The organism is Cupriavidus sp. LA-1, assembly GCF_055385985.1.
This window is the reverse complement of sequence record NZ_AP031387.1, coordinates 1,783,555-1,804,756: the sequence shown is the minus strand read 5'-3', so window position 1 is coordinate 1,804,756 and position 21,202 is coordinate 1,783,555. Positions and strand designations below refer to the sequence as shown.

Genomic DNA, 21,202 nt, shown 5'->3' with positions numbered 1-21,202 from the left:
CACACCTACATATGCCGCATAAGCCTCGAAACCAGACATCCACACGTTATCCACATAGTTATCTACAGGTTACCCATAGAATGTGCGTTCAATAAGTACTAATGTTACTTATTCGCCGCTCCAAATTAAAGGGACAGCAAGCGACTTAGTGGAAACTTGAGGCATGAGGAAATGCTTTTCTAACTACTTGTACAAAAAACGCCGAGAACAGGGTTAGCCACATAAGTGGAAACCCGGCCTGCGTGCGCTAGCGATGCTCCGTCGGGCAGGCCGATATACGCCGCCCACCCCTTCGGCGTCCTAGAATCCAATCGCACGGTCTTCCGGACGAAAGGGATGAGCCTCCTGCGCTGTGCGAGCTGCGGATTCGAGAATCTAGCAAGCGCCAAGTTCTGCGAACAATGTGGCGCAAAGATAACTCGTGTGTGTCCCGCTTGCGCACAACCAGTCAGCCCGGGCGCGAAATTCTGCAGCGAATGCGGAGTTTCTATTAGCTCAGCATCTTCTATTGGACCATCTGGGTCGTCCAGTTCGCCCATTGATTACACACCGCCGTACCTCGCCGATCGCATTAGGGCTGCACAGTTGGATATGGAAGCCCGTGGCGCACCGGACGGCGAACGCAAGACGGTCACCGCGCTGTTTGCCGACATCTCGGGCTCAACCTCGTTAATTAATGACCTCGATCCTGAGGATGCGCGCCGCCTCATCGACCCAGTGCTGTCGCTAATGATGGAGGCCGTACATCACTATGAAGGCTATGTAGCCAAGTCGATGGGCGATGGCATCCTGGCTCTGTTCGGCGCGCCCATTGCGAACGAGGACCATCCTCAGAGGGCCTTGCTGGCGGCGCTGCGCATGCAGGAGGCTATGCGCCGGTACGCCGACCAGGTGCATCTTTCGCAAGGGATTGGGCTGCAGATTCGAGTCGGTATCAACTCGGGCGAAGTGGTGGTGCGCGCAATCCGCACCAAGGACTTGTACACCGATTACGACCCGGTGGGGAAATCGATCCACATCGCTTCGCGCATGGAGAGCATCGCGGTGCCCGGCACGATCCTCGCGAGCGAATACACCCACACCTTGGCCGAAGGCTATTTCTCCTTCAAGGCGCTCGGCGCGATGCCAGTCAAGGGGCTTCCCACTCCGCTCGCGGTCTTCGAAGTCCTCGGTCTGGGCCCGCTGCGCACCCGACTGCAGGTGTCGGCCAGCCGGGGGCTGGCACGTTTTGTCGGCCGCGACCGCGAACTTGAGCACCTAAACGAAGCGCGGGCGCGGGCGCACACCGGACATGGCCAAATCGTCGGCGTGGTTGGCGAGCCCGGGGTCGGCAAGTCGCGGCTTTGCCACGAGTTCAAGCTGCTAGCGCCACGCGATTGCCTGGTGCTCGAAACCTTCTCAGTTTCGCACGGCAAGGCCTACCCTTATCTACCGCTGATCGAGCTGCTGCGGAGCTACTGCCAAATCACCCCGCAGGACGACGAGCGCCAGCGGCGCGAAAAGCTCACCGGCAAGCTCCTCACCTTGGACCGCGCGTTGGAAGACAGCCTGCCGCATCTGCTCCAACTGCTGGGGGCCGCTGAGCCAAACTCGACGCTGGTGCAAATGGACGCCCAGATGCGCCGGCAGCGTACGTTCGAGGCGATTAAGCGGCTGATAGTGCGCGAGAGCCTCGCCCAGCCTCTGGTGTTGATCGTCGAGGACCTGCAGTGGCTCGACAGCGAAACCGAAGCGTTCCTCGGCATTCTTGGCGAGAGCGTGCCCAGCGCGCGCATCCTGCTGCTGGTCAATTACCGCCCGGAGTACCGGCACGACTGGGGCGGCAAGAGCTGTTACACCCAGTTGCGGCTGGATCCGTTAGGGAAAGCCGAAGCCCGGGAACTACTTCACGCCCTGCTGGGCGATGCCGCCGGACTTGGCCCGCTCGAACAGTTGATCCTGGCGCAGACCGAAGGTAACCCGTTCTTCATCGAAGAAGTGGTGCAGACGCTGATGGAGGAGCAGGTCCTGCGCGGCGAGCGCGGGCATTTCCGGGTCGAGCAGATGCCGACTGCGCTGCACATCCCGACCACCGTGCAGGGGGTACTCGCCACCCGCATTGACCGCTTGCCGCCCGCAGAGAAGGCTCTGCTGCAGACCTTGGCGGTGATTGGCAAGGTATTTCCCTGGAGCCTGCTTGCGCGCGTCGTTGACCAGGCTGAGGATACAACGAAGAGTCTGCTGGCGAAGCTGCAAGCCGGGGAATTCATATACGAGCAGCCAGCGTTTCCGGAGGTGGAGTACAGCTTCAAGCATGCGCTTACCCAGGAGGTGGCCTACGGCACGTTGCTAAGCGAGCGGCGTCGAGCGCTGCATGAGCGCACGGCTGAGGCGATCGAGGCCCTGTTTGGCGCCCAGCTCGAAGAACACTGCAGCGAGCTGGCGCATCATTTCAGCCGCAGCGGGAACGCTCAGAAGGCAGTGGAATATCTTCACTGTGCCGGGCGTCAAGCGATGCAGCGGTTCGCCAATGTCGAAGCGGTTGCCCACCTGACCACGGCCCTGGATTTGCTGAAGACCTTGCCCGCTGGTGCCGAGCGAGCGCGACAGGAACTCGAGCTGCACATCACGCTCGGCCCGGCCTGGATGGCGACCCATGGGCTTGCTGCCCCAGAAGTGGAGGCAACCTATACGCAAGCGGTGACACTGTGTCGACAGCTCGGGGAAACGACGAAACTCTTTCCTGCCCTGATGGGGCTGCGCACGTACTTCCTGGTTCGTGGGGAATTGCCGACCGCACGCGACCTGGGACAGCAATTAGTGGCACTGGCCCAACAAGCGCACAACTCAGAGTTGCTGGTACAAGCCCATCGGGCGTTGGGGGTCAGCTTGCTCGCACTTGGCGAGTTGGACGCCGCTCGCAAGCAGTTCGAGCAGGCTTTGGCGCACTATGCCCCCGGGCAAGGCAAGTCGCCTGGCTTCCTCCTGGAGGCCGGCGTGCAGGCGCTGGCCTTCATAGCTTTGGACCTTTGGCTGCTCGGCTATCCGGATCAAGCTCTTGCCCGCAGCCAGGACATGCTCGCTCTGGCTCAGACCCTGTCCTCTCCTCCAGACTCGGCCAATGCCTTGACCTTCTCCGCCGAGATTTATCTGTACCGTGGCGAGACGCAGCCAATGCAGGATCTGGCGGAAGCACTGCTCGCCCTCACGACCGAACACGGCCTTCCCTTCTGGCGAGCTTACGGAACCATCCTCGCGGGCTGGACGCTGGTCGCACAGGGGCGCACCGCGGAAGGCATTGAGAAAATGCAGCAGGGCTTAAGCGCCTACCGCGCCATCGGAGCGGGAATTTGGCAAACGCATTTCCTTGCACTGCTGGCTGAAGCCTACAGGAGAGCGGGACAGGCTGAGGCAGGGCTGCAGATGCTGTCCGAGGGGTTGGCCGTGGCAGACCGCACGCACGAGTGCTTGTACGAAGCGGAGTTGTATCGGCTCAAGGGAGAACTGAGGCTGATGCAGCCATGCTGCATGGACGCGGACCAGCCCGAGGCCGACGCAGAAAGCTGCTTCCAGCAGGCGATTGCTATCGCTCGCCGGCAAGGCGCCCGGTCGCTGGAACTGCGCGCCGTGATGGCCTTGAGCCGGCTGTGGAAGCAGCAAGGAAAGGGACCTGACGCCCGCGAGACGCTGGCCGAACACTACGGCCGGTTCACGGAAGGCTTTGACACCGTGGACCTGCGGGAGGCCAGGGCGTTGCTCACCGAGTTTGACTGAATTAGTCTCCCCGTGCAGCTTACCCGCGGGTTCACTATTGGACGTGCCAGCAGGGACTGACTCGTGTAATGGACTTGCTCGGCTACATTCCCCAAGACAATCGCCCGAAGGCGACCAGATGACGGACCTAAGTCCGTTGAAACGCCCCGCGGTTCTGAACCAAAGGAACCGCGCAGCACCGCCCTCAGGCGACCGACTAGCGCGACGGTACGCAGCGCTTTGTAACGAAGATGGGCGCTCAGCCAGTCGCTTTCGAGCAGCAGCATGCGGTCTCTGCCAGCACACCAAGGTCAGGCGGCGTCCTGCAGCAATTCCCTAGTCTCGAATCCGTAAAAGACTGTTGTTTCCCTTATCCGTAACAACGGAAATGCGGAAAGTCTTGCAGACTGACTATCAAACACCCATCGAAGCCGTGCACAGCCATACTCGACCCAGAAGCGGGTTGAGCGATGCGACCAGACTGACCGCCTCGGCACATGCAAGCTTCGGCGACACGCCTTTCCTCGCTTTGTGAGCAGTTTGCGAAGCTAGTTGAGCGACGTAGGCAGAGGCTGAAACGAAGGGTGAATTCAAGGCTGGCTCCGGTCAAGAGATTAAATATGAGGAAATTCCGGGACGGAATCTCGGCCCTGAGTCTGAAGCGCTCTTTGCAGATTGGTTCCTATCAGACAGCCTGGGCTATGCTGCATCGGCTGCGATCAGCGTTGGTACGTCCCGATCGGGAACGCCTGCGCGGAAGGGTAGAGGTAGATGAAACTTACTTCGGTGGCATTGAGCCGGGGTTGGTCGGAGGACGCGCTCGAGATCTTGCATCACGATAGGGCCGCTAGCAGCGCAATAGCTGACCTACGGCCGGTTGCTCCTAGAACTCAAGCGGCAGGTATTGCGATAAGTTTTCTCTGGGGTATCCATTTAACCGGAGCTATTCCATACTTCGAGCATGGAGCTTCCAACCGCAGACATTGACTACCCTCGTTCCTTCGGTGAATTCCAGACATGGTTTCAGTCCGATGCTGACTGCCTGGATTACCTGGAATGGCTGCGCTGGCCGACCGGATTCGTCTGTCCGGCTTGCGGCCAAGCTGGCGGATGGCGACTCGGAGACGGGCGATACATGCGCACGCACTGTGACAACAGGACATCCATGACGGCGGGGACCATCTTCGATCGAACCCGTACGCCACTCACAGTCTGGTTCGCTGCTTGCTGGAACTTCGCCAGCGGCAAGTTCCGCCGTTCGACCGCGTCGGTGCGCGTCCAATCAGCCGACTTTCGATACGTGCACAGCGAGATATCGAAACTGACCGTTGCGTCCACCACTCGGGATTGCGTAATCAGTCCAGTGGAGCCAGTACGCGCCACGGAGCTGAAGGGGTTTATCCCGGCCATCCTTTGTTCCGGACGACGCATTTTCACCCCACACGAGATCGCCGCAGAGAAGGCGATCTTCGTGCAACCGAAAATCAGCGTCGTTAGTAGGACGTTCCGAGATCGGCGGCCGCCAATACGCGCTATCGTTGGTCAAGAGGATTGCGTAGCCTTCCCAGTTACTATGGTTTGCGGCGATGCCTTCCAGTCGGCAAACGTCTTTGATGAAGTCGTATCGACCCTGATCCGGTGCAAGGTGACTTTTGATTTGATACCGCACTCCCTCATCGTCCACCCGTAGTTCTCTGGTCTTGTATTTCAGCTCGACGGCTACCGCACTGCCGGGCATCTCGACTGAGAGGTCAACACGCAAAGTCTCCCCGTTTGCGGCGATCGACCTTTCGAGGTAGGCGCTGGCGTTTGGGAGTCGACGCAGGACTTCTCGAGCGATGACCTGCTGGAAATCGGCCTCCGAGTGGTAGACCTTTCGCTGTATGGCCAAGGTCGTCATTACGTCATGTATGTCGATCATTTTCTTTGTTCGAATTGACAAAGGACCGGTTGCTGAGTTGGGCACTACCCAATGAACGGTTAATACCGGTCGACGGGCCTCCCGGCGGCATGCACTGAACCAGAAAGCCCCCCTCCGCAGGCGAGCGCTTTTCTCTTCTTATGGTCGATGCATGACGGCAACGGAGGCATCCCAGCCTGGAACGCCGCGCGCCGCCACTACCTACTTTTTGCCTCAGGTACCACGACAGCACAACCTCTTGTCGCGACGGTGCGGGCGGTTTCACACACAACAGAAATCTTTTGCGCATCAGGTCCGCTTGTCCGCCACATCAGGCGGTGTAGGTTCTTCCTCGATCAAGAACCAACAGGGGCGTGGCAAGGGGCAACACCATGGGCTTTGCCCAAGACCGAAGCCCGGCAGCAGTCTGAGCGAACGCTGATGTCCCGAACTAGTCAGGAAGCCGCCATTGATGTCCCGCCAGTTCAAAGGGTTGACCGGGTCGAAGTACGCAACCACTCATCGGTGAGCCGACGCCAGAGGTTGTTGTTGTAAACGTCGGCAAATCAACTTGTAGCTGCCTCTCCACACCGATCCTCGAATGGCGGCAAGGGCCGACGACTTGCCGGCTGCCACGAGGGGTTGAATGACCGCTGTACCTTGGAAACGGCCGTCGTGCCAATGCCAGCACGTAGGTCCGCTTCAGGTCGGTCTGGGACAGCCATAGCCTGGCGGCGCTAGGGTGCCGGCTGAGTCCGCCACCAACGGCCCGTCGCTGCCGTGGAGATGGTGCGCAGCAGCAAGACAGCACCCACGTGTGATATTTTGCGCGAACATGCGAGACGCACTCCAACCCGGTTCGCGGCGAACTACTGTGGACAGGATCGGCGCGCGTGATGCTCGATCCTCGTGCGGTCGCGTGAGGCACCGGCTGCCCTCGCATCGTTGGTCAGGCAGATAATTCGTCCGCGAGAAGGCGTCCCTTCGCCTAACGCGCGCCGCTCAGGAAGTCCGTCCAATCCTAGGCATAAGCGAGGGGTGGAACGCGCCACGTTGCGGGCGAAGAACGTCCGCGTCGGTTCGGGAATCTCGCGGAAGCGCACATAGGACATGCCGTCCGGCGTCCGGTGTATGGGCGCCTCGGGCAGCACCGGTCGATCCGGTAGCGCTTCCTGACCGGTCATGGCCACAGCGATTGCCCGCGCCACCAGGTCCCAGATGCTGCCCGACCAGCGCGGTTAGTCCTTAAGTTCGCCCGTATGGACGTCTTTCAGAAGCTCCTCTTCCATGGCGATGGAATAGTCGGCCAGCGCCCCCGAGCGTTGAAGTGCGATATCGGCAGTCGCCAGCGTGCGGCGGCCGGATTCTCGACCGCCAGGGAAAAGTTCGACAGTGACGCGCAGCAATGTTATCTCCCTTCGAAATTGCGATTAATGAGCACCACGCCGACCAATTGCCAAAAGATATCCGATTCCGGAGCGGCGTCGCTCTTGTGCGAGTGATTTGGCCACGATTCAGTTGCCAGCAATATATTTAGTGTTCTTATCGGAGGGGGCTCGGACGCTGCCGAGCCCCAAGGCAGCGAAGACACACGTGCGCACCCGCCCATGCACTGCACCGCCTTACAAGTCAAAACCGTGACAGTGTAGAAGCTCCAATATGAGATTTAAACTCTGTCGATTTATTATATGTCGAGTCATCTGCTGTAGATTTATCCGGTTCGGTGAGTGATGCTCTCGTTCCATGGACGAGAACAACCTCATCACCGCCGCCCAGCAGGCGGCACGGCGGCGTTTGTCCGCGAACCTGAAAGTGTTCCGCGGCAAGCAAGGACTGTCGCAGGATGCCTTGGCGGCCCATGCCGGGCTGCATCGCACTTATATCAGCCAGGTGGAACGAGAACTCGTCAATGTTTCGTTGGACAACCTGGTGTTGCTGGCAGCGGCGCTGGAGGTTTCGGTCGTGGATCTCTTGACGGAACCGCGCGAAGTGGCCGTGGCGCTGAAGTCCGGGCGCAAGCGTGCACCTGCCAAAAAGGCCAATCCTTCCGCCAGAAGCTGAAGGCCCCGCGCCAAGTCTGCCCTTGTTTGGCCTCCCAGAGTGGTCGACGCCGCATGTCAGCCCGGTCGGACCGGCGAAGCCTCGCCAGACCGGTTGCGCTGGATGGCGGAGAGGCGCCCGCTGACTTGCGTAGCGCACGGCCCGCCCACATGCCGGGACCAACGCCAAGCGCGACCGGCCCTGCCGGTACGCGGCGAGCCGGCCGCAGGTCGCGGCGCGAGATACCAGCACGCGCCGTGGTGCCCTTTCGCCCGTCCGACGGTGACGATTGCGCCGCCCCAGCGGCACAAGTTCAGACATATTCCGGTACTGTCTAGACTTTTGCCTTCCTGCCTCCCCGCTGCGCATGGCGTCCGCTCCGTTCCCCACTCCCCGATTCTGTACGCCGGCCTGCCCGCGCCGCTCGAGCGCCTCGCCATCCCGCCGGTGCTGTCCGGGGCCGATGGCAGCAACCGCGCGCCGGCCGGCGCGCGCATCGCCGCGACGGATGACCTCGCAGCGATCACCGCCTGGCTTGCGCGCTACGCGGGCAGCCCGGCGACCCTGCAGGGCTACCGCAAGGAAGTGGAGCGCCTGCTGCTGTGGGCGGTACTGCAGCGCGGCGTGCCGGTGTCCTCGCTCGCCCACGAAGACCTGCTCGCCTACGAGCGCTTTCTCGCCGACCCGCAGCCCGTCGAGCGCTGGGTCCTGGCGGGTACCAGGAAGCTGGGCCGCACGCATCCCGGCTGGCGTCCCTTTGCCGGACCGCCGTCGCCAAACAGCGTGCGCCACGCGATGGTGATCCTGAACGACTGCTTCGCCTGGCTCACCGAGGCGCGTTACCTGGCGGCCAATCCGCTCGCGCTGGCGCGGCGCAAGCGCGGTGCGACCGCGCCCCGCATCACGCGCTACCTCCGTCACGAATTGTGGGAGGTGGTCAAGGACACTATTGCGGCGATGCCCGACGGGACGGAGCGCGAACGGCTGCATGCGGCCCGTTGCCGCTGGCTGTGCACCCTGTGCGGGCTGCGCGCGGCTGAGATGACCGGCACCACCATGGGCGCCTTCTTCTCCCGGCGCGACGGGCACGGTGTCGAGCGCTGGTGGCTCGAGGTGACCGGGACGGCAAGACGCGACTGGTGCCGGCCACCGACGAACTGATCGTCGAGCTAGCGCGCTACCGCCGCGGACACCACCTGTCGCCATCGCCGCAGTCCGGCGAAGACCGTCCCCTGCTGCTGCCCGTCACGAACAGCCGCTGTCGCGCTGCACGCTGCACGTCATTGTGAAGGACGTGTTCGGACAGACGGCCGCGCGCTTGCGGCAGCGTGGCGCCGACGGGGAAGCGCAGGTTCTGGCTGGCCTGCTGCGGCGAATCTGCTGACCGCGCCGCAAACGGAACCCACTAACCGATAGGCGGGCTAACCGATCGGCGGGGCCTGCCGGGTTTGCAGCGCCCAATGTGACAAGCGCGCTCAACTTGCAGCGCAAGGCGCAACGAAGAGGAAGTGGATACATAAACCGTAGATTCAAAATCTGTCGATTTATTAACCGTAGATAAACAGCAGCGATCCTGCCATCCTCGCGCAATGGATGCGGATCAGAAACAAATTTCAGCATGGCTGCGCGGCTATGAGACCCAACCTATCACCTACGAAGCCTATATGCGCGAAGCTGTGCGGTTTCACTTCTGGTGCCGGCAGGTCAAGGGCATCAAATTTCGTCAGGTCGACGAGACGGACATTCGCGACTATGTGAAATTTCTCGCCGCGCCACCGGCGCAATATGTCAGCCGTCGAAAGCTGCCGCTCGACCATCCCGACTGGAAGCCATTTGCGAAAGGCAGCCTATCCGAAGACAGCATCAAGTTGGCCCTGTCCGTGGTCAGCCGCCTTTTCGGACGCCTGTCAGACCTCGGCTATCGCAGGGGAAATCCCGTCAATCTGGTCCTGCAGCCGTTCCGAAAGGGACGGCAATCGCCTCCCACCTACAAGCGCATCCAGCCCGTGCAATGGAAAGCGCTACAGGCCTACCTCGCCAGTCAGGCGCCGATCGACGCAGCCGCGTACCGTCTGTTGGCACGAAACAAGTGGATGCTGGCCCTGCTCTACCATGGGCAGTTGAGCGCTGTCGAGTTGGCGCAGCCCGCCAACCTGATGCGAAACTTTCACTACCGCTCCGATAAGAGCGGGTTGATGCTTTCGGTGCTCAATCGCCAGGGCCACCCCCGGACGATCCCGGTATCGCCCGAACTGGAAGCGGCGCTGGCCGAATTTCGGCGCGCCATGGACAAGCACAAGCTGCCCTTGGCCGAGGATTTTGCGCCGCTAGTGGCCTCGGAAAGGCAAGACGAGCGACCGATGACGCGACAGGGCATATACGCCGCCGTACGCTCCGTTCTGCTCGCCGCAGCCGACTACCTCAAGACTCATTCCCGGCGCGGCAGCCGGCGCTTTCGCGAGGCCGACGCGCTGGCCGGCATGTCGCCGACCTGGTTCAGTAAACGGCAAGGGACTGACTCGGAGACCTAAGCCCCTCACTTTGGCTATCGGAACGGACACTGGCGGCATTTCGCTGTGGCTCGGCACGGGCGAGCGTTGGAGGACTTCTTCTTTGCAAACACAGCCCGCAATGTCGAACGTTGTCCCGCTGTGGCCTCCGTGTTGACGACGACGAACGGATCATGCGTCGCGCGCGGCAGCCATTCCTGGAGCGTCGCACCGTCGGACTGATTCAACGCATCCCGGACCACATACCAGACCCGCATCGCCATGGCCGCACGCAGCACTTGCAGCAAATCGGGCGCGATTTGCATCTGGGCATTGAACACGTGTGCCACGCCCGTCCGTCTGCGATAAGACGAGTCCGGGCGCCGGTCCGGGTTCACGAAGGCCGAGGCGATCAGACCTTTCGCCTCCGCTACGAGGGCGATTTCTGTGGCGCTGTATACCTCGATCCGATCGCGTCCGAGATTGCCGTGTTCAAGGAAATGGAGACGCACCCATTCGAACGCGGAGGAGAGGCGACAATCGGGACGGAACATCACTCCGATCATGCCCGCCAATCTGGGCGCCATATCCGGCGTGCGCCGCAGAATGGCAGGCAACTCACGCTTGCCATTTTGGAACCGGAATGCTCGTTCGATGAGGCGTTCGATGTAGTACGTGCTGGGATTGCTGCCATCAGGCTGCTCGCGCCACACCAGCCACGCCTCCACAAGGGCAAACAAGCCGAACTGCTCGATCAGTTGGTCGATCGCCTGCACATTTGGACCGATGACGGCCAAAGTCTTCAGGCGATACGCCTGCGCGAAGAAGCCATCGGGCAATGGCTGGTTACTGCTCCGACTCAGGGCGGCCAGTACCACGTCTCCGGGTTGCGCCCCATTTCTATCCTGGCGATAGTGCGCGACGGCTCTGCGCACTGCCGGACCAGTCCAGTGGTGCGCTTGCGCGCGGGCCCAGGCGAGGTATGCGCCGATCTGCGCCGCCGCCCCTTGCGGCGTTTGCCCGGCAATGCGAATCGTCGCCCCCCCATGCAAGGCGCCGCGGCAATGCGGGCACAGGAACTGATTGACCTGTGCACGCGCAGAGGCCTCCGACCAAGCGACGGGATTGCCGCATCCCGCGCAGCAATAGTGGAGCGGCACAGCATGCCACGGGCACTGCTCCATCCACGCCAATTGGTGAACCGGGCTGTGAAAACCCGACTGCAGACAGAGCGGACACCAAGCCAGATCCTCGCGGATGAAACGCATACGAAGTTGATCCCCCAGCGCAAAGGGCGGCAGATAACCGTTTAGCCATAGTGCTTCGCCAATCGGCATGGAAAGTCCTGTCCGCTTTTGGACGTAATCGGTGGCTGCCGCCAGTTGCGTAGGCCCGATTGCCACCGTTCCGAGCGGAGGCAGGTATTTCACGATATCAGCGCTCTCGACGGCGTTCCACAGGCCAAGCTTTTGCGTGATCGACCACGCCGACTCGTAAGGGTGTGCCAAGCGGGCGCGGGCGTTCAATTTAAACTGTCTCATGGCTTGATGCGAAGATTTCTGACCTTGGAGATAAAGGCCGGCAGCCGGGTCGCCTGCACGGCGCTGATTATGTGTTCGTCGCGAATCTTTACGGTTTTCCCCACATCCAGGATGCGTCGGATCGCGTCGCTCAGATGTTGCATGGGAATTTCCAATTTTTCGTCGAAATCAATGGTCTGCCATTCCGCTTCGAACTGGGTGAAGATCCTGCTCGCCAAGACTTCCAGGCGGCTGTCTTCGTAGAAGGCGGGAAAAGCAAGGGGTAGCAGAGGGCCTGTATCGGGATCGCCACTATCGTAGGTGTCATACGACCTCAAGGTTAACGCCAACTCCTTTTTCGTGCGGATACCCCATAGTTGGTGATCATCGGCCATGAAACGGCCGATATACGTCTGCAGATTGTTATTGAACAAGTCGAACCGCTTTGCATCCAGACAGTATCCCACCGCCAGGATCAATACGTTCACGCCTTCGAGGGACAACTGGTCAAAGAAATTCGACAGCCAGCCCCACTGATGCGGCAGAAACTCGTTCGCGGCATCGATCCAGAGAACCACCTTGTCATCGCTGGACCTGTCGCATTCTTCGGCGTAGAAGTTGATCAGCCGCCGTTTCAGCGTCACCTCGTTATCCCCCTTGCGAACCGCAAAAGCATGGCCCAAGCTGTCGAGGACGTGTTGCCAGAACACTTTCTCCTGTCCGCCCCCGTCGGAGAACTTCCTTCCCGGGATTTCGTAGAAGGGCATGTAGTCCCCGTCCTTCTTGAGCGCCATGCCGACATAACGCATGGCTTCCGTTTTGCCGACTCGCGGATTTCCCGAGATGGCCACACCGACGATCGGACTTTGCGCCCAATCGCGGATTTGCTTAAGTAGCCTGGCTATGGCAGGCGTCAGGATCAGTGGCCGGGACCGGCGATAGCGCTCATGCGCCTGATTTTCCGTCATGCTACATTCCTTCGTGCAAATGAACCCAAACCGGCCATAAGTTCGTCGTCGATGTCATCGTCTTCCGCCGTATCCACATGGACCGCTTTCCGTGCCGGCGACTCACTTTCGACTGCCGGCCGCGCTTCGGCATTGCGCTGCTCGGACTTGAGCCGTGCAAGAAACGTCGCTTCCTTGGTGGTTACCTTTTCTTTTTCCTCGATTTGTCTGCGAAAATCGTCCGCGGTGTCTTCCAGTTCCTCGTGGCCGCTCGTGCTATTCAAATACTCGAGGCGGGTTCTGAGCGAGTGTGGAAACTGGTAGCGCTTTTCCGGGATAAGTTCGCCGATAAACTCCCCGTTTTTGCGGTAGACATGCACCCAACTAATATTCGACGTGTCGGCATAAAGCGAAATAGATTCGTTGGTCAAACTGTAGTCCTGTAGTGCCTTACTCCGATAGCGGCCATGGAAGTTGACATGAAGCCCACGATTTCGGCTTGCGACAACTTTCGCATCCTCATCAACATAGTCATACCATGGCTTGTTAAGTTCTTCCTCCGACATGTAGCGTGCTAGAGTGCTTGGCAGTGCAAGGAACCTTCGCATGTGCTCTATACGTGAGCCGTCGTTACCCGATGCATGCGATCCGTTCCACGTATCCACAAGCGCCTCTGCAACTTCCTCGATCATTTCATCAGTCACTTGGTACTTTGCCGCCAGCGCCTTGGCATTTCGCTTCGGCTTGACTCGGGCATCTTTTCTGGTGCCGGAAGGTAGTTTACGAAATCCCTTTTCAGCCAGTTGAGCAAAAATTCCCTCAATGATGGGTCGTCGATTTTTATCGCCTCTCCTGCCATACTCAAATGCGCAACCGATCCGTTTCGCAACAAGACGCCGAGTGCGGGGACTAATATTAGCCAAGGCTGAATCCATCGCAAGCGTGTCGAAGCAAATACCCCTAAAGTTCTCGATCCGACCTGAAGGCAGGCCTCCGTCCGCTTTGTGGGTATATTCCAGGTGCTTGAACACACGTGGTTGCCACGGCCGATACATGCTGCGAATAGCTCGCAGAATATCCGACACATTATGATTTGTTCCGTAAACGATACTGTACCCGCATATCAGTGAAGTCGCAGAATCGACGATTGCGAGAATGAGCAACCCGGATATGGTGACGGTTCTTAGTCTACTCGGATCCTTGGGATGAATCCACGTATGATTGATTTTACAGTTGAGTTCATAGCCATCCAATTCGAATCGATCCAAAGGCTTCCGAAAAACGTGCAACGCCCCGGAACTCGAAAATTTCAGTTGATCCGCTGACGTGGAATCGATATTGGCCGGCGCAGCTTCCCGCGCGCGCTCTATCCTCAGTCTGGCACAATAAGACCGCAAGGCTTCTCTAGCATGGGTGGTATTGCCCTCATTGAACGGGTAATACCCATATTTTTTGAAGTTTCGGTCTTCACACCACTTTTTGAACTCCCGATGGATTTCGCGGTCAGAGCGCGGCTCAGGTTCGTCGCCTTTCCTAAATTTACCTTTTATGACCGCATGATGCACCATCTTCTTGAGTTCCGGGCATCGATAAAACAGTGCCTGGAGCGCATATTTTCCGCAATACCGCTTGTCTATCAAAACCGCTCGGGACAAATCAACGTCGAGCTTCGATTCTTTTGCCAGTTTCCGGCGCACCTGAAAACCTGGCAGGCACGCCCGCCAGCCTAATGGTAGACCGTCGTCATCCGGAGCGATGCATCGTTTCAGTAGACGGGCCTGCCCCTCACGATGGATTCCGGTCACTTTTGTGACCTGAGTTGGCGAGGCACCATCCAGTCGCATTTTCAGCGCATTTATTCTATGTGTCGCACTGAGCCTTTGCTCACTATCTTCGATTACCGACGGATCGACGATTGGCCAAAGTACCCATTCGATAGCGGACGAATCACGTTTCCTGCGCGTCATTTCAGTTTTTGGGCGAAATTACTCCTGCTGCGCGTATCTGGCAGCCTGAATAGGGTATGCTAATCTGTATATTTTGGAGCGGAAGCGGCCCGAAGTCTCATCCGCTGTGCCGGATGTGATAGCCTTGAGTCAATATCCTGTCGGGCGACCTAATCTAGGATACCGAGAGATCTAGGCACCTCGGGGCGAAGCTGATCGCATCGACCATCCCGTGAATAAGCATTACGCTGCCTTTTTATTGAAATAATCCAATCGTAGCGAGCTTCGTTGCAGCGATGCGTCAGCACACTTGATTACCAGCGATCGGTCAAAGGGCACCGAGTCTAGGTCTGCGATCAATTGCCCTTCGAATATCAGATGTGCGATTGCAGCCGCAGCGCGGGAGGGCGAGATCTTCGCCATTTGGAGGCAAACTGCACCCAGGGTCTTTGGACCATGATGGGCATCAACAAGACGTAGAATTTCTCCGACCTCCGCCGGACGAAGCCGTGGAGCATGCGTCTCGATGAACCGCAACATCCTAAAGGTGTTCTCTATATATAGGGCCTTATGTTCGCGGTCTATCGGTGGGACGTAGACCAGCGACATGCCACGCCGCTTCGCGTGGGAATAAGCTGCCTTCGAAAAATCAGCCGCTCTCTTAGCCAACCGGATGGCAGTGATAGAACTGTCGCGGCCCAAAATCACAATATGTGGATTAAGCACCACCTTTATATCATCGATTGTCATCGAACACTCGGGAGGTGCCTCATTGTAGGAAGCGACGTTCGGATCTGCCTCGAGCGCGAGCAACCAGGCCTTCATTTCATAGCCATAGGCATGAACCTCGCGGACCATCTTCTCAGAATGAAATATGACAGCGTCTTCAAAGTGGTTTGCTAGGGACTGTGAAAGATTTTTCGGTTCACTGTGATGCTGTGGCTTCATCCAAAGATCGATGTTGAAACTGGCACCTTCGAGTTGCTGCATTGCTTTTGTCCGTGCATTGAGAGTCACCATTGGACCGGATGACTGACCCGCCCGTCAAGCCATTTAAGGGTAAATACCTATTGTTTTCCTAGTTAAATCGTGTGGGATACCTATTAAACACGATTACTTTTGCGGACGTGTTTCTGCTCATCATGCGAACACCGCGCACCCACGAGTTAATGTTGTTAGTCAAGATTTGACGGAATGTACGGCTGTGCGTCGTTTTCGTATCTTTTGCGTTGAAAGCCGGGCAATATCTGTTTGTGATGGATCCGCCTCCGACAAAGCGAACACGCGCCCAGAGCATCGGACCGCACTTCGTGTGTGTTTTCATGGCACCGTTGGAAGAGGTAGGCGGGGATCAAACTAGTGATGGTGTGGCGGTCTTCGGAGAGCAGGATCCCGAGCCGCCAGAGGCTGGCCCCAAGGACGGTGACCAGGTGAACCTCACGGATGAAGATTCGCGCATCATGCCCGTCTCGGGCGGGGGCTTCGAGCAATGCTACAACGCGCAAGCCGGCGTCGACACCGAAACGATGATGGTGGTCACCCGGCACGTGAGCCAGGCGTGCAACGACAAGCGAGAAATCGTGCCCACGCTGGAGCAGATCGTGGCGTTGCCCGCGGTGCTGGGTGAGATGTGATGATGCCGAACACCGGCTCTACCATCTGCTTGCGCAAGCTGTAGAGGGCACGCCCGGTTTGTGTGCCAGTCGGTGCGCCATCTGCACAACCGGGTCCGTGGTCTGGGGCGGCGGCACATCGGGGGCAAAGCGCTCCTTTTGTAGACCTCGAACTGCGCCGGATTGAATCGGCGGCGAGCCAGGCGGAAAGTCCCAACACGGGGGCATGATGCGACTCAGCGCCAGCAGAGGCTCGACTCCCGCGTCGCGGCAGGCGATCACGTTGGCCTGACTGAAGAAGCCGTTGTCCGTGATCAGCGTGTGCCTTGCCGCGCGGCTTCTTGCCAGCATCCCTCTGAGACTTGCGCTTAGCCGTCTTGGCCTCGTACTCCTGCTGTTCGCGCTGATGACGCTCGGCGGCGCGCTGCTCGATCTTTGCCTTGGCCAGCGCCATCGCGCTCAAGCGATCTTCGCGTCGAGCGATCTCCGCCGGCACGTCCATGCCATCCGGGATGGCTGCTTGCGCTGTTCTCGGCCAGCGCAAGCAGCGCCTGCACTTCCTGTCGCAACTGCGCCTCGATCTTGTGGGCATGACCCCACGACAGCGCGCGGTGCTTGCTCGCGTTCGCGTCGATCTTGGTGCCGTCCAGCGCAATGTGCCCGAGCTTGAGCAGTTTCATCTCGCGCGCCAGCACGAGCACCTGCACGAACAGCAGCTCCACTTCCTTCAGGAATCGACGTCGGAACGTCGCCAGCGTGTCGTGATCCGGGTGGGTGTTGGCTGCCACGTAGCGGAAAGCCACCGAGTCGTAGGTCGCGCGTTCGATCTTGCGGCTGGAGTGCATGCCGTTGGCATAGCCGTAGATCAGCAGGCCCAGCAACACTGCTGGATGGTGCGCCGCCGAGCCCCGGCCCGCATACTGGCGCGTCAGTTCGCTCAGATCAAGCTGCTCGATGACTTCGACCACGAAGCGCGCCAGGTGATTGCTCGGTAACCATTCGTCCACTGACGGCGGCAGCAGGTACGCTGTGTCTCGGTCAACTGGAACGAAGCGGCTCATCGGGATAGTTTCTCGGTTGTGCTGCCGCGATTATCTGGGAAGGCATCATCGAGTGGAAGGCAGGAAAGCCCGACAGGCTCCTAGGACTCGGCGTTGGGGAAAGTGGGAAATGTCCCACCTGAGGGACGATGGGCAGATCAGACGTAGGTACGCAGTGCCTTCACAAATCCGACGCTTTGCCTGCGTGGTGCAGAATGTGACTCCAATTTTGCTTTCCGCTGCCGAACTGGTGTTTTGACACACCTTCTTACCTTGAACATCTTATGTGATACTTATCAAGCACTTTCAAAAAATAGCTTTTCAATTCAACCACTTCGGTTCAGATGCTAGCGTCACACGCTTACCTTGAAAGCCGTTTTAGCAAAGTTGAAATGTCCGCCTGAGGCGCCTGTTCGTGGTATTCAGCCTGCCCGGTTGAATGCATAAAAGGACGCCCGGCGATGGCTGGAACCGAGGTCATTACAGTAAGCATGCGTGAGTTAGACAGGCTCAAGACCGTCCAGGCGGTCGTGGATGGTCAATTGCGGCCCGGGGTGGCTGCCGAACGATTGGAGATCACGGACCGGCAATTCCGGCGGCTGCTGGAGCGTTACCGGCTGGAAGGCGCAACCGGGCTGGCTTCTCGCCGGCGCGGTCGACCCAGCAACAATCGCATGCCAGCGGACCGCGAATCCGTAGCCCTCAGCCTGATTCGGGAACACTACGCCGACTTCGGTCCAACGCTGGCGGCCGAGAAGCTGCGCGAGCGCCATGGACTGACGTTGTCCAAGGAAACAATCCGCCGACTGATGACGGCAGCCGGCCTGTGGGTGCCGCGCAAACAGCGGCCGCCGAAGGTCTACCAGCCTCGTAACCGGCGCGCCTGCTATGGCGAACTGATTCAGATTGATGGCTGCGATCACCGCTGGTTTGAGGAGCGTGGGCCAGCCTGCACGCTGCTGGTTTATGTCGACGACGCCACCAGCCGGATCATGGAGCTGCGCTTTACCCATTCGGAGGCCACGTTCACGTACTTCGCCGCGACCCGCGCCTATCTGGAGCGCCACGGCAAGCCGGTGGCGTTTTACAGTGACAAGGCCAGCGTTTTCCGGGTCAACAAACAAGGGGCGACCAGCGGCGACGGCCACACCCAGTTTGCCCGGGCGTTGTTTGAGCTGAACATCGAAGGCATCTGCGCCAACAGCAGCCAGGCCAAGGGCCGCGTCGAGCGGACTCACCTGACCCTGCAGGACCGGTTGGTCAAGGAGCTACGCCTGCGTGGCATCAGCACCATGGAGGCCGCCAATGCCTTCATGGCGGAGTTCATCGCCGACTACAACGCGCGCTTTGCCAAGGTGCCGCGCAATAACCACAACGCCCATCGGCCACTGCGACCGGATGAGAATCTGGATCTGATCTTCGCTTGGCGCGAGCCACGCTGCGTGTCCAAGAGCCTGACGATCCAGTACGACAAGATGCTCTACCTGCTGGCGGACACCCCGGAGCACCGCAAGCTGGCCGGCCGCTACATTGATGTCTATCACTACCCGGATGGCAGGATCGAGCCGCGGGCGAATGGCGCCGCCCTGCCCTATACCACCTATGACCGGCTGTCGGAAGTGGACCAGGGAGCGATCGTGGACAACAAGCGCCTGGGACATGTGCTGCAGATGGCCCAATACGTTCAGGAGAAGCGCGACAACACACGGTCACTATCTGTGCCTGGCACGGAGGGGGCTCCCCGCAAGCGAGGACGACCGCCCGGCAAGAAGTCGCAGCGATCGCTGGGCCAGAACGATATGTTGGAAGCTCTGAAACGGTTGCAAGAGCAGCCGTGGCCACTTAACGGAACGGAGAGCTAACCTCAGCTTGCGACTGGCAGTTCAACGCGGCCCTGGCAGGACGGCTTCACTCTGAGCTGGACTCAGTCGTGTCAGGCCAGCACCACCGCCCTACGGGAACCCCAAAAAACTGAACAAACAAGACGAAAAGTCACCGGACAACCGGACATTTCAACTTTGCTGGCGCCCGGACATTTCAACTTTGCCTAGACATTGTCTGTTGGCCGTTTTTTCTAGTGTCGTACTTGGGTTAAGTTCAAATGTCGCACCCCGTCCTGCACCGTGCCAAGCTGGCGGCCTTGCAAGCCAGCCAGGAGCACGATCATGGGCCGCCCCGACACGATCACCATGACGATGCGCCAATTGGACCGGCTCAAGGTCTTGCAGGCCCTGGCAGACGGTCACCTGAAGACAGGCATTGCAGCGGCTCGGCTGGGCTTGAGTCCACGCCAGACGCTGCGCCTGCTGCGCCGGTATCAGGATGAAGGCGCTCCAGGCTTACAGAATCGTCGCCAAGGCGCTCCTGGTCATCGCCAACCAGACGTCGTTGGTGGGACGCCCGTCCTTGCCGTAGGTAATGCCTGCATGGCAGGCAGCGCCGCCGAGATTGGAAACTTCCAGCCGGACCTTCGGGAAATCGCGGCCGATCATTCCGCTTACCACGCCCAGCGGCTTGTCGAACCTGGGTTGCTGCCAACGCGGTCAGTTAAGCACCGCATCGGGATAGATGAAACCGAACTCGCGCAGCCCCCGGCGCAAGGTGTCCGGGGTGACGGGCACATCGGTGCCGCCCGCCAGCAGCAGCGCCGTCGTTGCCAGCTTCCAGGACCAGGGAATCCGGGCAGCGCCGGGCCGATGGTAGCCGACCTGCCGCGACGCCTCAAGCCAGGCGCTGCAGCCATGCCGCTACCCAGGTTGCGCCGGTCGACAAGACCAGCCCGATCGCCACCGGCAGCGCGAAGCGCGTACCGCCCGCCGCCGATGCGACGATCTTGCTGACGGTGTTGGCGGTCAATGCCCCCAGCACCGGCTACACCGCGGCGGTCGGCTCGATCTTGCCCGCGCCTACCATGGAGCCAATCGACGTCGCCGCGGCGTGCGCATCGGCGAATCCGGCGCCGATGGCCAGCGCCAGCAATCCTTCGTTGCCAGCCCACGCCTGCGTGGCAGCGCCCAGCAGCCGCAGCACGGCAAACAGCACTGCAAAGGCCGCTGCCCCGCGCCAGTCGAAGGTCCGGCCGCCGGGCAGGCCCTCTGAGCCGCCGCGCGCCTCGTGCCAGGAACGCCAGAGCCAGATGCCGCCAGACACCGCGATTACCGCCAGCCCCGCGGCCAGCGGCAGCGCCAGCGCCGTCAGCGCGGACAGGCTGGTGGCGCCCAGCAACAGCAGCATCTGTACATAGGTGGCGACGCTGGACAGCAAGGCGGCAGCCACCGGGCCGTGAATGCGCTCCGCGCTCTTGCGTGACAGCACGGCCATCGCGGCAATGGTGGCCGTGCTGGAAACGAAGCCGCCAAACAGGCCTGAGACCGGCAGCCCCAGACGGTCGCCGAACATGCGCGCGCAGATATGCCCGACCGCGCCGGCCAGCAGCACCAGCAGTACCACCAGCCAGATGGCATGCGGGTTCCAGGCGTCGAGCGGGCCCATGTAGCGATCCGGCAGCAGCGGCCAGACGATCAGCGCTGCGGTGGCGAGGATCAGCGCCTCGCTCATTTCCTCGCGGGTGACCACGCGGCGGGCGATATGGTGCAGGATGGGCTTGCCATGGAGCAGCAGCACCACGACCGTGGCGAGCGCCGCAGCCAGTTCCGGGTGGCTCACCGCCAGCGCGCCCAGCAGCAGGGTCAAAAGCAATGCGAATTCCGTCGTGAGGCCACTGTCATGGCCGGCCGAGCGGTGGTAGCTCACCGCCGTCAGCAGGGCCGCGCCCAGCAGCATCGCCGGCAGCACCAGTCCGGACGAGAGCATGGCGCTGGCTGCGCCCGACAGGCTGACCAGGGCAAAGGTGCGCAACCCGGCCGGGGCTTCGCCGCTGCCGTCAGCGGCCTGGCTGCGCTCGCGTTCCAGCCCGATCGCCAGTCCAATGCCCAATGCCACCGATGCCGAAATGATCAGGGAGTCCATAACCGG

The 21,202-nt window shown here is 60.2% G+C and carries 13 protein-coding genes and 6 pseudogenes; 9 read left to right on the top strand and 10 right to left on the bottom strand.

Features of this window, described 5'->3' with window-relative positions:
- The first annotated feature begins 336 nt into the window (after positions 1 to 336).
- From ACZ5MJ_RS08525 to ACZ5MJ_RS08515, 3 genes and pseudogenes are all read left to right on the top strand, one after another.
- Complete coding sequence (locus ACZ5MJ_RS08525) at positions 337 to 3,753, top strand: adenylate/guanylate cyclase domain-containing protein (protein ID WP_464223400.1); 3,417 nt, start codon at positions 337 to 339, stop codon at positions 3,751 to 3,753.
- Positions 3,754 to 4,364: 611 nt separating this feature from the next.
- Positions 4,365 to 4,514, top strand: a pseudogene (locus tag ACZ5MJ_RS08520) (IS1595 family transposase); the annotation flags it as partial.
- A 179-nt stretch (positions 4,515 to 4,693) separates the two neighbouring features.
- A pseudogene (locus ACZ5MJ_RS08515) lies at positions 4,694 to 4,870 on the top strand (transposase); the annotation flags it as partial.
- A gap of 144 nt (positions 4,871 to 5,014) precedes the next feature.
- On the opposite strand, the gene ACZ5MJ_RS08510 reads toward ACZ5MJ_RS08515, so the two are convergent.
- Together ACZ5MJ_RS08510 and ACZ5MJ_RS08505 are read right to left on the bottom strand one after the other, a co-directional pair.
- Positions 5,015 to 5,653, bottom strand: a complete 639-nt coding sequence (locus tag ACZ5MJ_RS08510; protein WP_464223765.1) for a hypothetical protein — start codon at positions 5,651 to 5,653, stop codon at positions 5,015 to 5,017.
- A 1,217-nt stretch (positions 5,654 to 6,870) separates the two neighbouring features.
- Positions 6,871 to 7,038, bottom strand: coding sequence for a hypothetical protein (locus ACZ5MJ_RS08505; protein ID WP_464223398.1), 168 nt, complete (start codon positions 7,036 to 7,038; stop codon positions 6,871 to 6,873).
- A 337-nt stretch (positions 7,039 to 7,375) separates the two neighbouring features.
- On the opposite strand from ACZ5MJ_RS08505, the gene ACZ5MJ_RS08500 reads away from it, so the two are divergent.
- The 3 genes and pseudogenes from ACZ5MJ_RS08500 (at position 7,376) to ACZ5MJ_RS08490 (ending at position 10,203) form a co-directional block, all read left to right on the top strand.
- Positions 7,376 to 7,693, top strand: a complete 318-nt coding sequence (locus ACZ5MJ_RS08500; RefSeq protein WP_464223397.1) for a helix-turn-helix domain-containing protein — start codon at positions 7,376 to 7,378, stop codon at positions 7,691 to 7,693.
- Between the two features lie 375 nt (positions 7,694 to 8,068).
- A pseudogene (locus tag ACZ5MJ_RS08495) lies at positions 8,069 to 9,023 on the top strand (tyrosine-type recombinase/integrase); the annotation flags it as partial.
- Between the two features lie 238 nt (positions 9,024 to 9,261).
- Complete coding sequence (locus ACZ5MJ_RS08490; RefSeq protein WP_464223396.1) at positions 9,262 to 10,203, top strand: hypothetical protein; 942 nt, start codon at positions 9,262 to 9,264, stop codon at positions 10,201 to 10,203.
- Between the two features lie 14 nt (positions 10,204 to 10,217).
- On the opposite strand, the gene ACZ5MJ_RS08485 is transcribed toward ACZ5MJ_RS08490, so the two are convergent.
- The 4 genes from ACZ5MJ_RS08485 to ACZ5MJ_RS08470 form a co-directional block, all read right to left on the bottom strand.
- A complete protein-coding gene (locus tag ACZ5MJ_RS08485) occupies positions 10,218 to 11,702 on the bottom strand; it encodes a hypothetical protein (protein WP_464223395.1) in 1,485 nt (494 codons plus the stop codon).
- Complete coding sequence (locus tag ACZ5MJ_RS08480; RefSeq protein ID WP_464223394.1) at positions 11,699 to 12,649, bottom strand: hypothetical protein; 951 nt, start codon at positions 12,647 to 12,649, stop codon at positions 11,699 to 11,701. The genes ACZ5MJ_RS08485 and ACZ5MJ_RS08480 overlap by 4 nt, the downstream gene beginning before the upstream one ends.
- Positions 12,646 to 14,595 carry a hypothetical protein gene (locus ACZ5MJ_RS08475; RefSeq protein WP_464223393.1) on the bottom strand — a complete coding sequence of 650 codons (1,950 nt, stop codon included), beginning with the start codon at positions 14,593 to 14,595 and terminating at the stop codon, positions 12,646 to 12,648. Before ACZ5MJ_RS08475 ends, ACZ5MJ_RS08480 begins: the two co-directional genes overlap by 4 nt.
- A gap of 222 nt (positions 14,596 to 14,817) precedes the next feature.
- A complete protein-coding gene (locus ACZ5MJ_RS08470) occupies positions 14,818 to 15,564 on the bottom strand; it encodes a hypothetical protein (RefSeq protein WP_464223392.1) in 747 nt (248 codons plus the stop codon).
- A gap of 395 nt (positions 15,565 to 15,959) precedes the next feature.
- Here ACZ5MJ_RS08470 and ACZ5MJ_RS08465 point away from each other — a divergent pair.
- A pseudogene (locus ACZ5MJ_RS08465) lies at positions 15,960 to 16,205 on the top strand (IS5/IS1182 family transposase); the annotation flags it as partial.
- A 213-nt stretch (positions 16,206 to 16,418) separates the two neighbouring features.
- Here ACZ5MJ_RS08465 and ACZ5MJ_RS08460 read toward each other — a convergent pair.
- A pseudogene (locus ACZ5MJ_RS08460) lies at positions 16,419 to 17,248 on the bottom strand (transposase); the annotation flags it as partial.
- Between the two features lie 440 nt (positions 17,249 to 17,688).
- On the opposite strand from ACZ5MJ_RS08460, the gene ACZ5MJ_RS08455 reads away from it, so the two are divergent.
- Together ACZ5MJ_RS08455 and ACZ5MJ_RS08450 are read left to right on the top strand one after the other, a co-directional pair.
- Positions 17,689 to 19,089: an ISNCY family transposase gene (locus ACZ5MJ_RS08455; RefSeq protein WP_464223391.1), complete on the top strand. Its 1,401-nt coding sequence runs from the start codon at positions 17,689 to 17,691 to the stop codon at positions 19,087 to 19,089.
- Between the two features lie 303 nt (positions 19,090 to 19,392).
- A pseudogene (locus tag ACZ5MJ_RS08450) lies at positions 19,393 to 19,557 on the top strand (helix-turn-helix domain-containing protein); the annotation flags it as partial.
- 9 nt (positions 19,558 to 19,566) lie between these two features.
- On the opposite strand, the gene ACZ5MJ_RS08445 reads toward ACZ5MJ_RS08450, so the two are convergent.
- The 3 genes from ACZ5MJ_RS08445 to ACZ5MJ_RS08435 all read right to left on the bottom strand — a co-directional run bounded on the left by ACZ5MJ_RS08445 (position 19,567) and on the right by ACZ5MJ_RS08435 (position 21,196).
- Positions 19,567 to 19,719: a hypothetical protein gene (locus tag ACZ5MJ_RS08445; RefSeq protein ID WP_464223764.1), complete on the bottom strand. Its 153-nt coding sequence runs from the start codon at positions 19,717 to 19,719 to the stop codon at positions 19,567 to 19,569.
- Positions 19,720 to 19,948: 229 nt separating this feature from the next.
- Positions 19,949 to 20,083, bottom strand: a complete 135-nt coding sequence (locus tag ACZ5MJ_RS08440) for a hypothetical protein (RefSeq protein ID WP_464223763.1) — start codon at positions 20,081 to 20,083, stop codon at positions 19,949 to 19,951.
- A 15-nt stretch (positions 20,084 to 20,098) separates the two neighbouring features.
- The gene (locus ACZ5MJ_RS08435) at positions 20,099 to 21,196 is read right to left on the bottom strand and encodes an MgtC/SapB family protein (RefSeq protein WP_464223390.1); all 1,098 of its coding nucleotides are present in this window, start codon (positions 21,194 to 21,196) and stop codon (positions 20,099 to 20,101) included.
- Positions 21,197 to 21,202: the final 6 nt, after the last annotated feature.

Bases quoted from the DNA above. Each gene is read 5' to 3' on its own strand.
- ACZ5MJ_RS08525 (WP_464223400.1), top strand. From the start codon at position 337: ATGAGCCTCCTGCGCTGTGCGAGCTGCGGATTCGAGAATCTAGCAAGC.
- ACZ5MJ_RS08510 (WP_464223765.1), bottom strand. From the start codon at position 5,653: ATGATCGACATACATGACGTAATGACGACCTTGGCCATACAGCGAAAG.
- ACZ5MJ_RS08500 (WP_464223397.1), top strand. From the start codon at position 7,376: ATGGACGAGAACAACCTCATCACCGCCGCCCAGCAGGCGGCACGGCGG.
- ACZ5MJ_RS08490 (WP_464223396.1), top strand. From the start codon at position 9,262: ATGGATGCGGATCAGAAACAAATTTCAGCATGGCTGCGCGGCTATGAG.
- ACZ5MJ_RS08485 (WP_464223395.1), bottom strand. From the start codon at position 11,702: ATGAGACAGTTTAAATTGAACGCCCGCGCCCGCTTGGCACACCCTTAC.
- ACZ5MJ_RS08480 (WP_464223394.1), bottom strand. From the start codon at position 12,649: ATGACGGAAAATCAGGCGCATGAGCGCTATCGCCGGTCCCGGCCACTG.
- ACZ5MJ_RS08475 (WP_464223393.1), bottom strand. From the start codon at position 14,595: ATGACGCGCAGGAAACGTGATTCGTCCGCTATCGAATGGGTACTTTGG.
- ACZ5MJ_RS08470 (WP_464223392.1), bottom strand. From the start codon at position 15,564: ATGCAGCAACTCGAAGGTGCCAGTTTCAACATCGATCTTTGGATGAAG.
- ACZ5MJ_RS08455 (WP_464223391.1), top strand. From the start codon at position 17,689: ATGGCTGGAACCGAGGTCATTACAGTAAGCATGCGTGAGTTAGACAGG.
- ACZ5MJ_RS08445 (WP_464223764.1), bottom strand. From the start codon at position 19,719: ATGATCGGCCGCGATTTCCCGAAGGTCCGGCTGGAAGTTTCCAATCTC.
- ACZ5MJ_RS08435 (WP_464223390.1), bottom strand. From the start codon at position 21,196: ATGGACTCCCTGATCATTTCGGCATCGGTGGCATTGGGCATTGGACTG.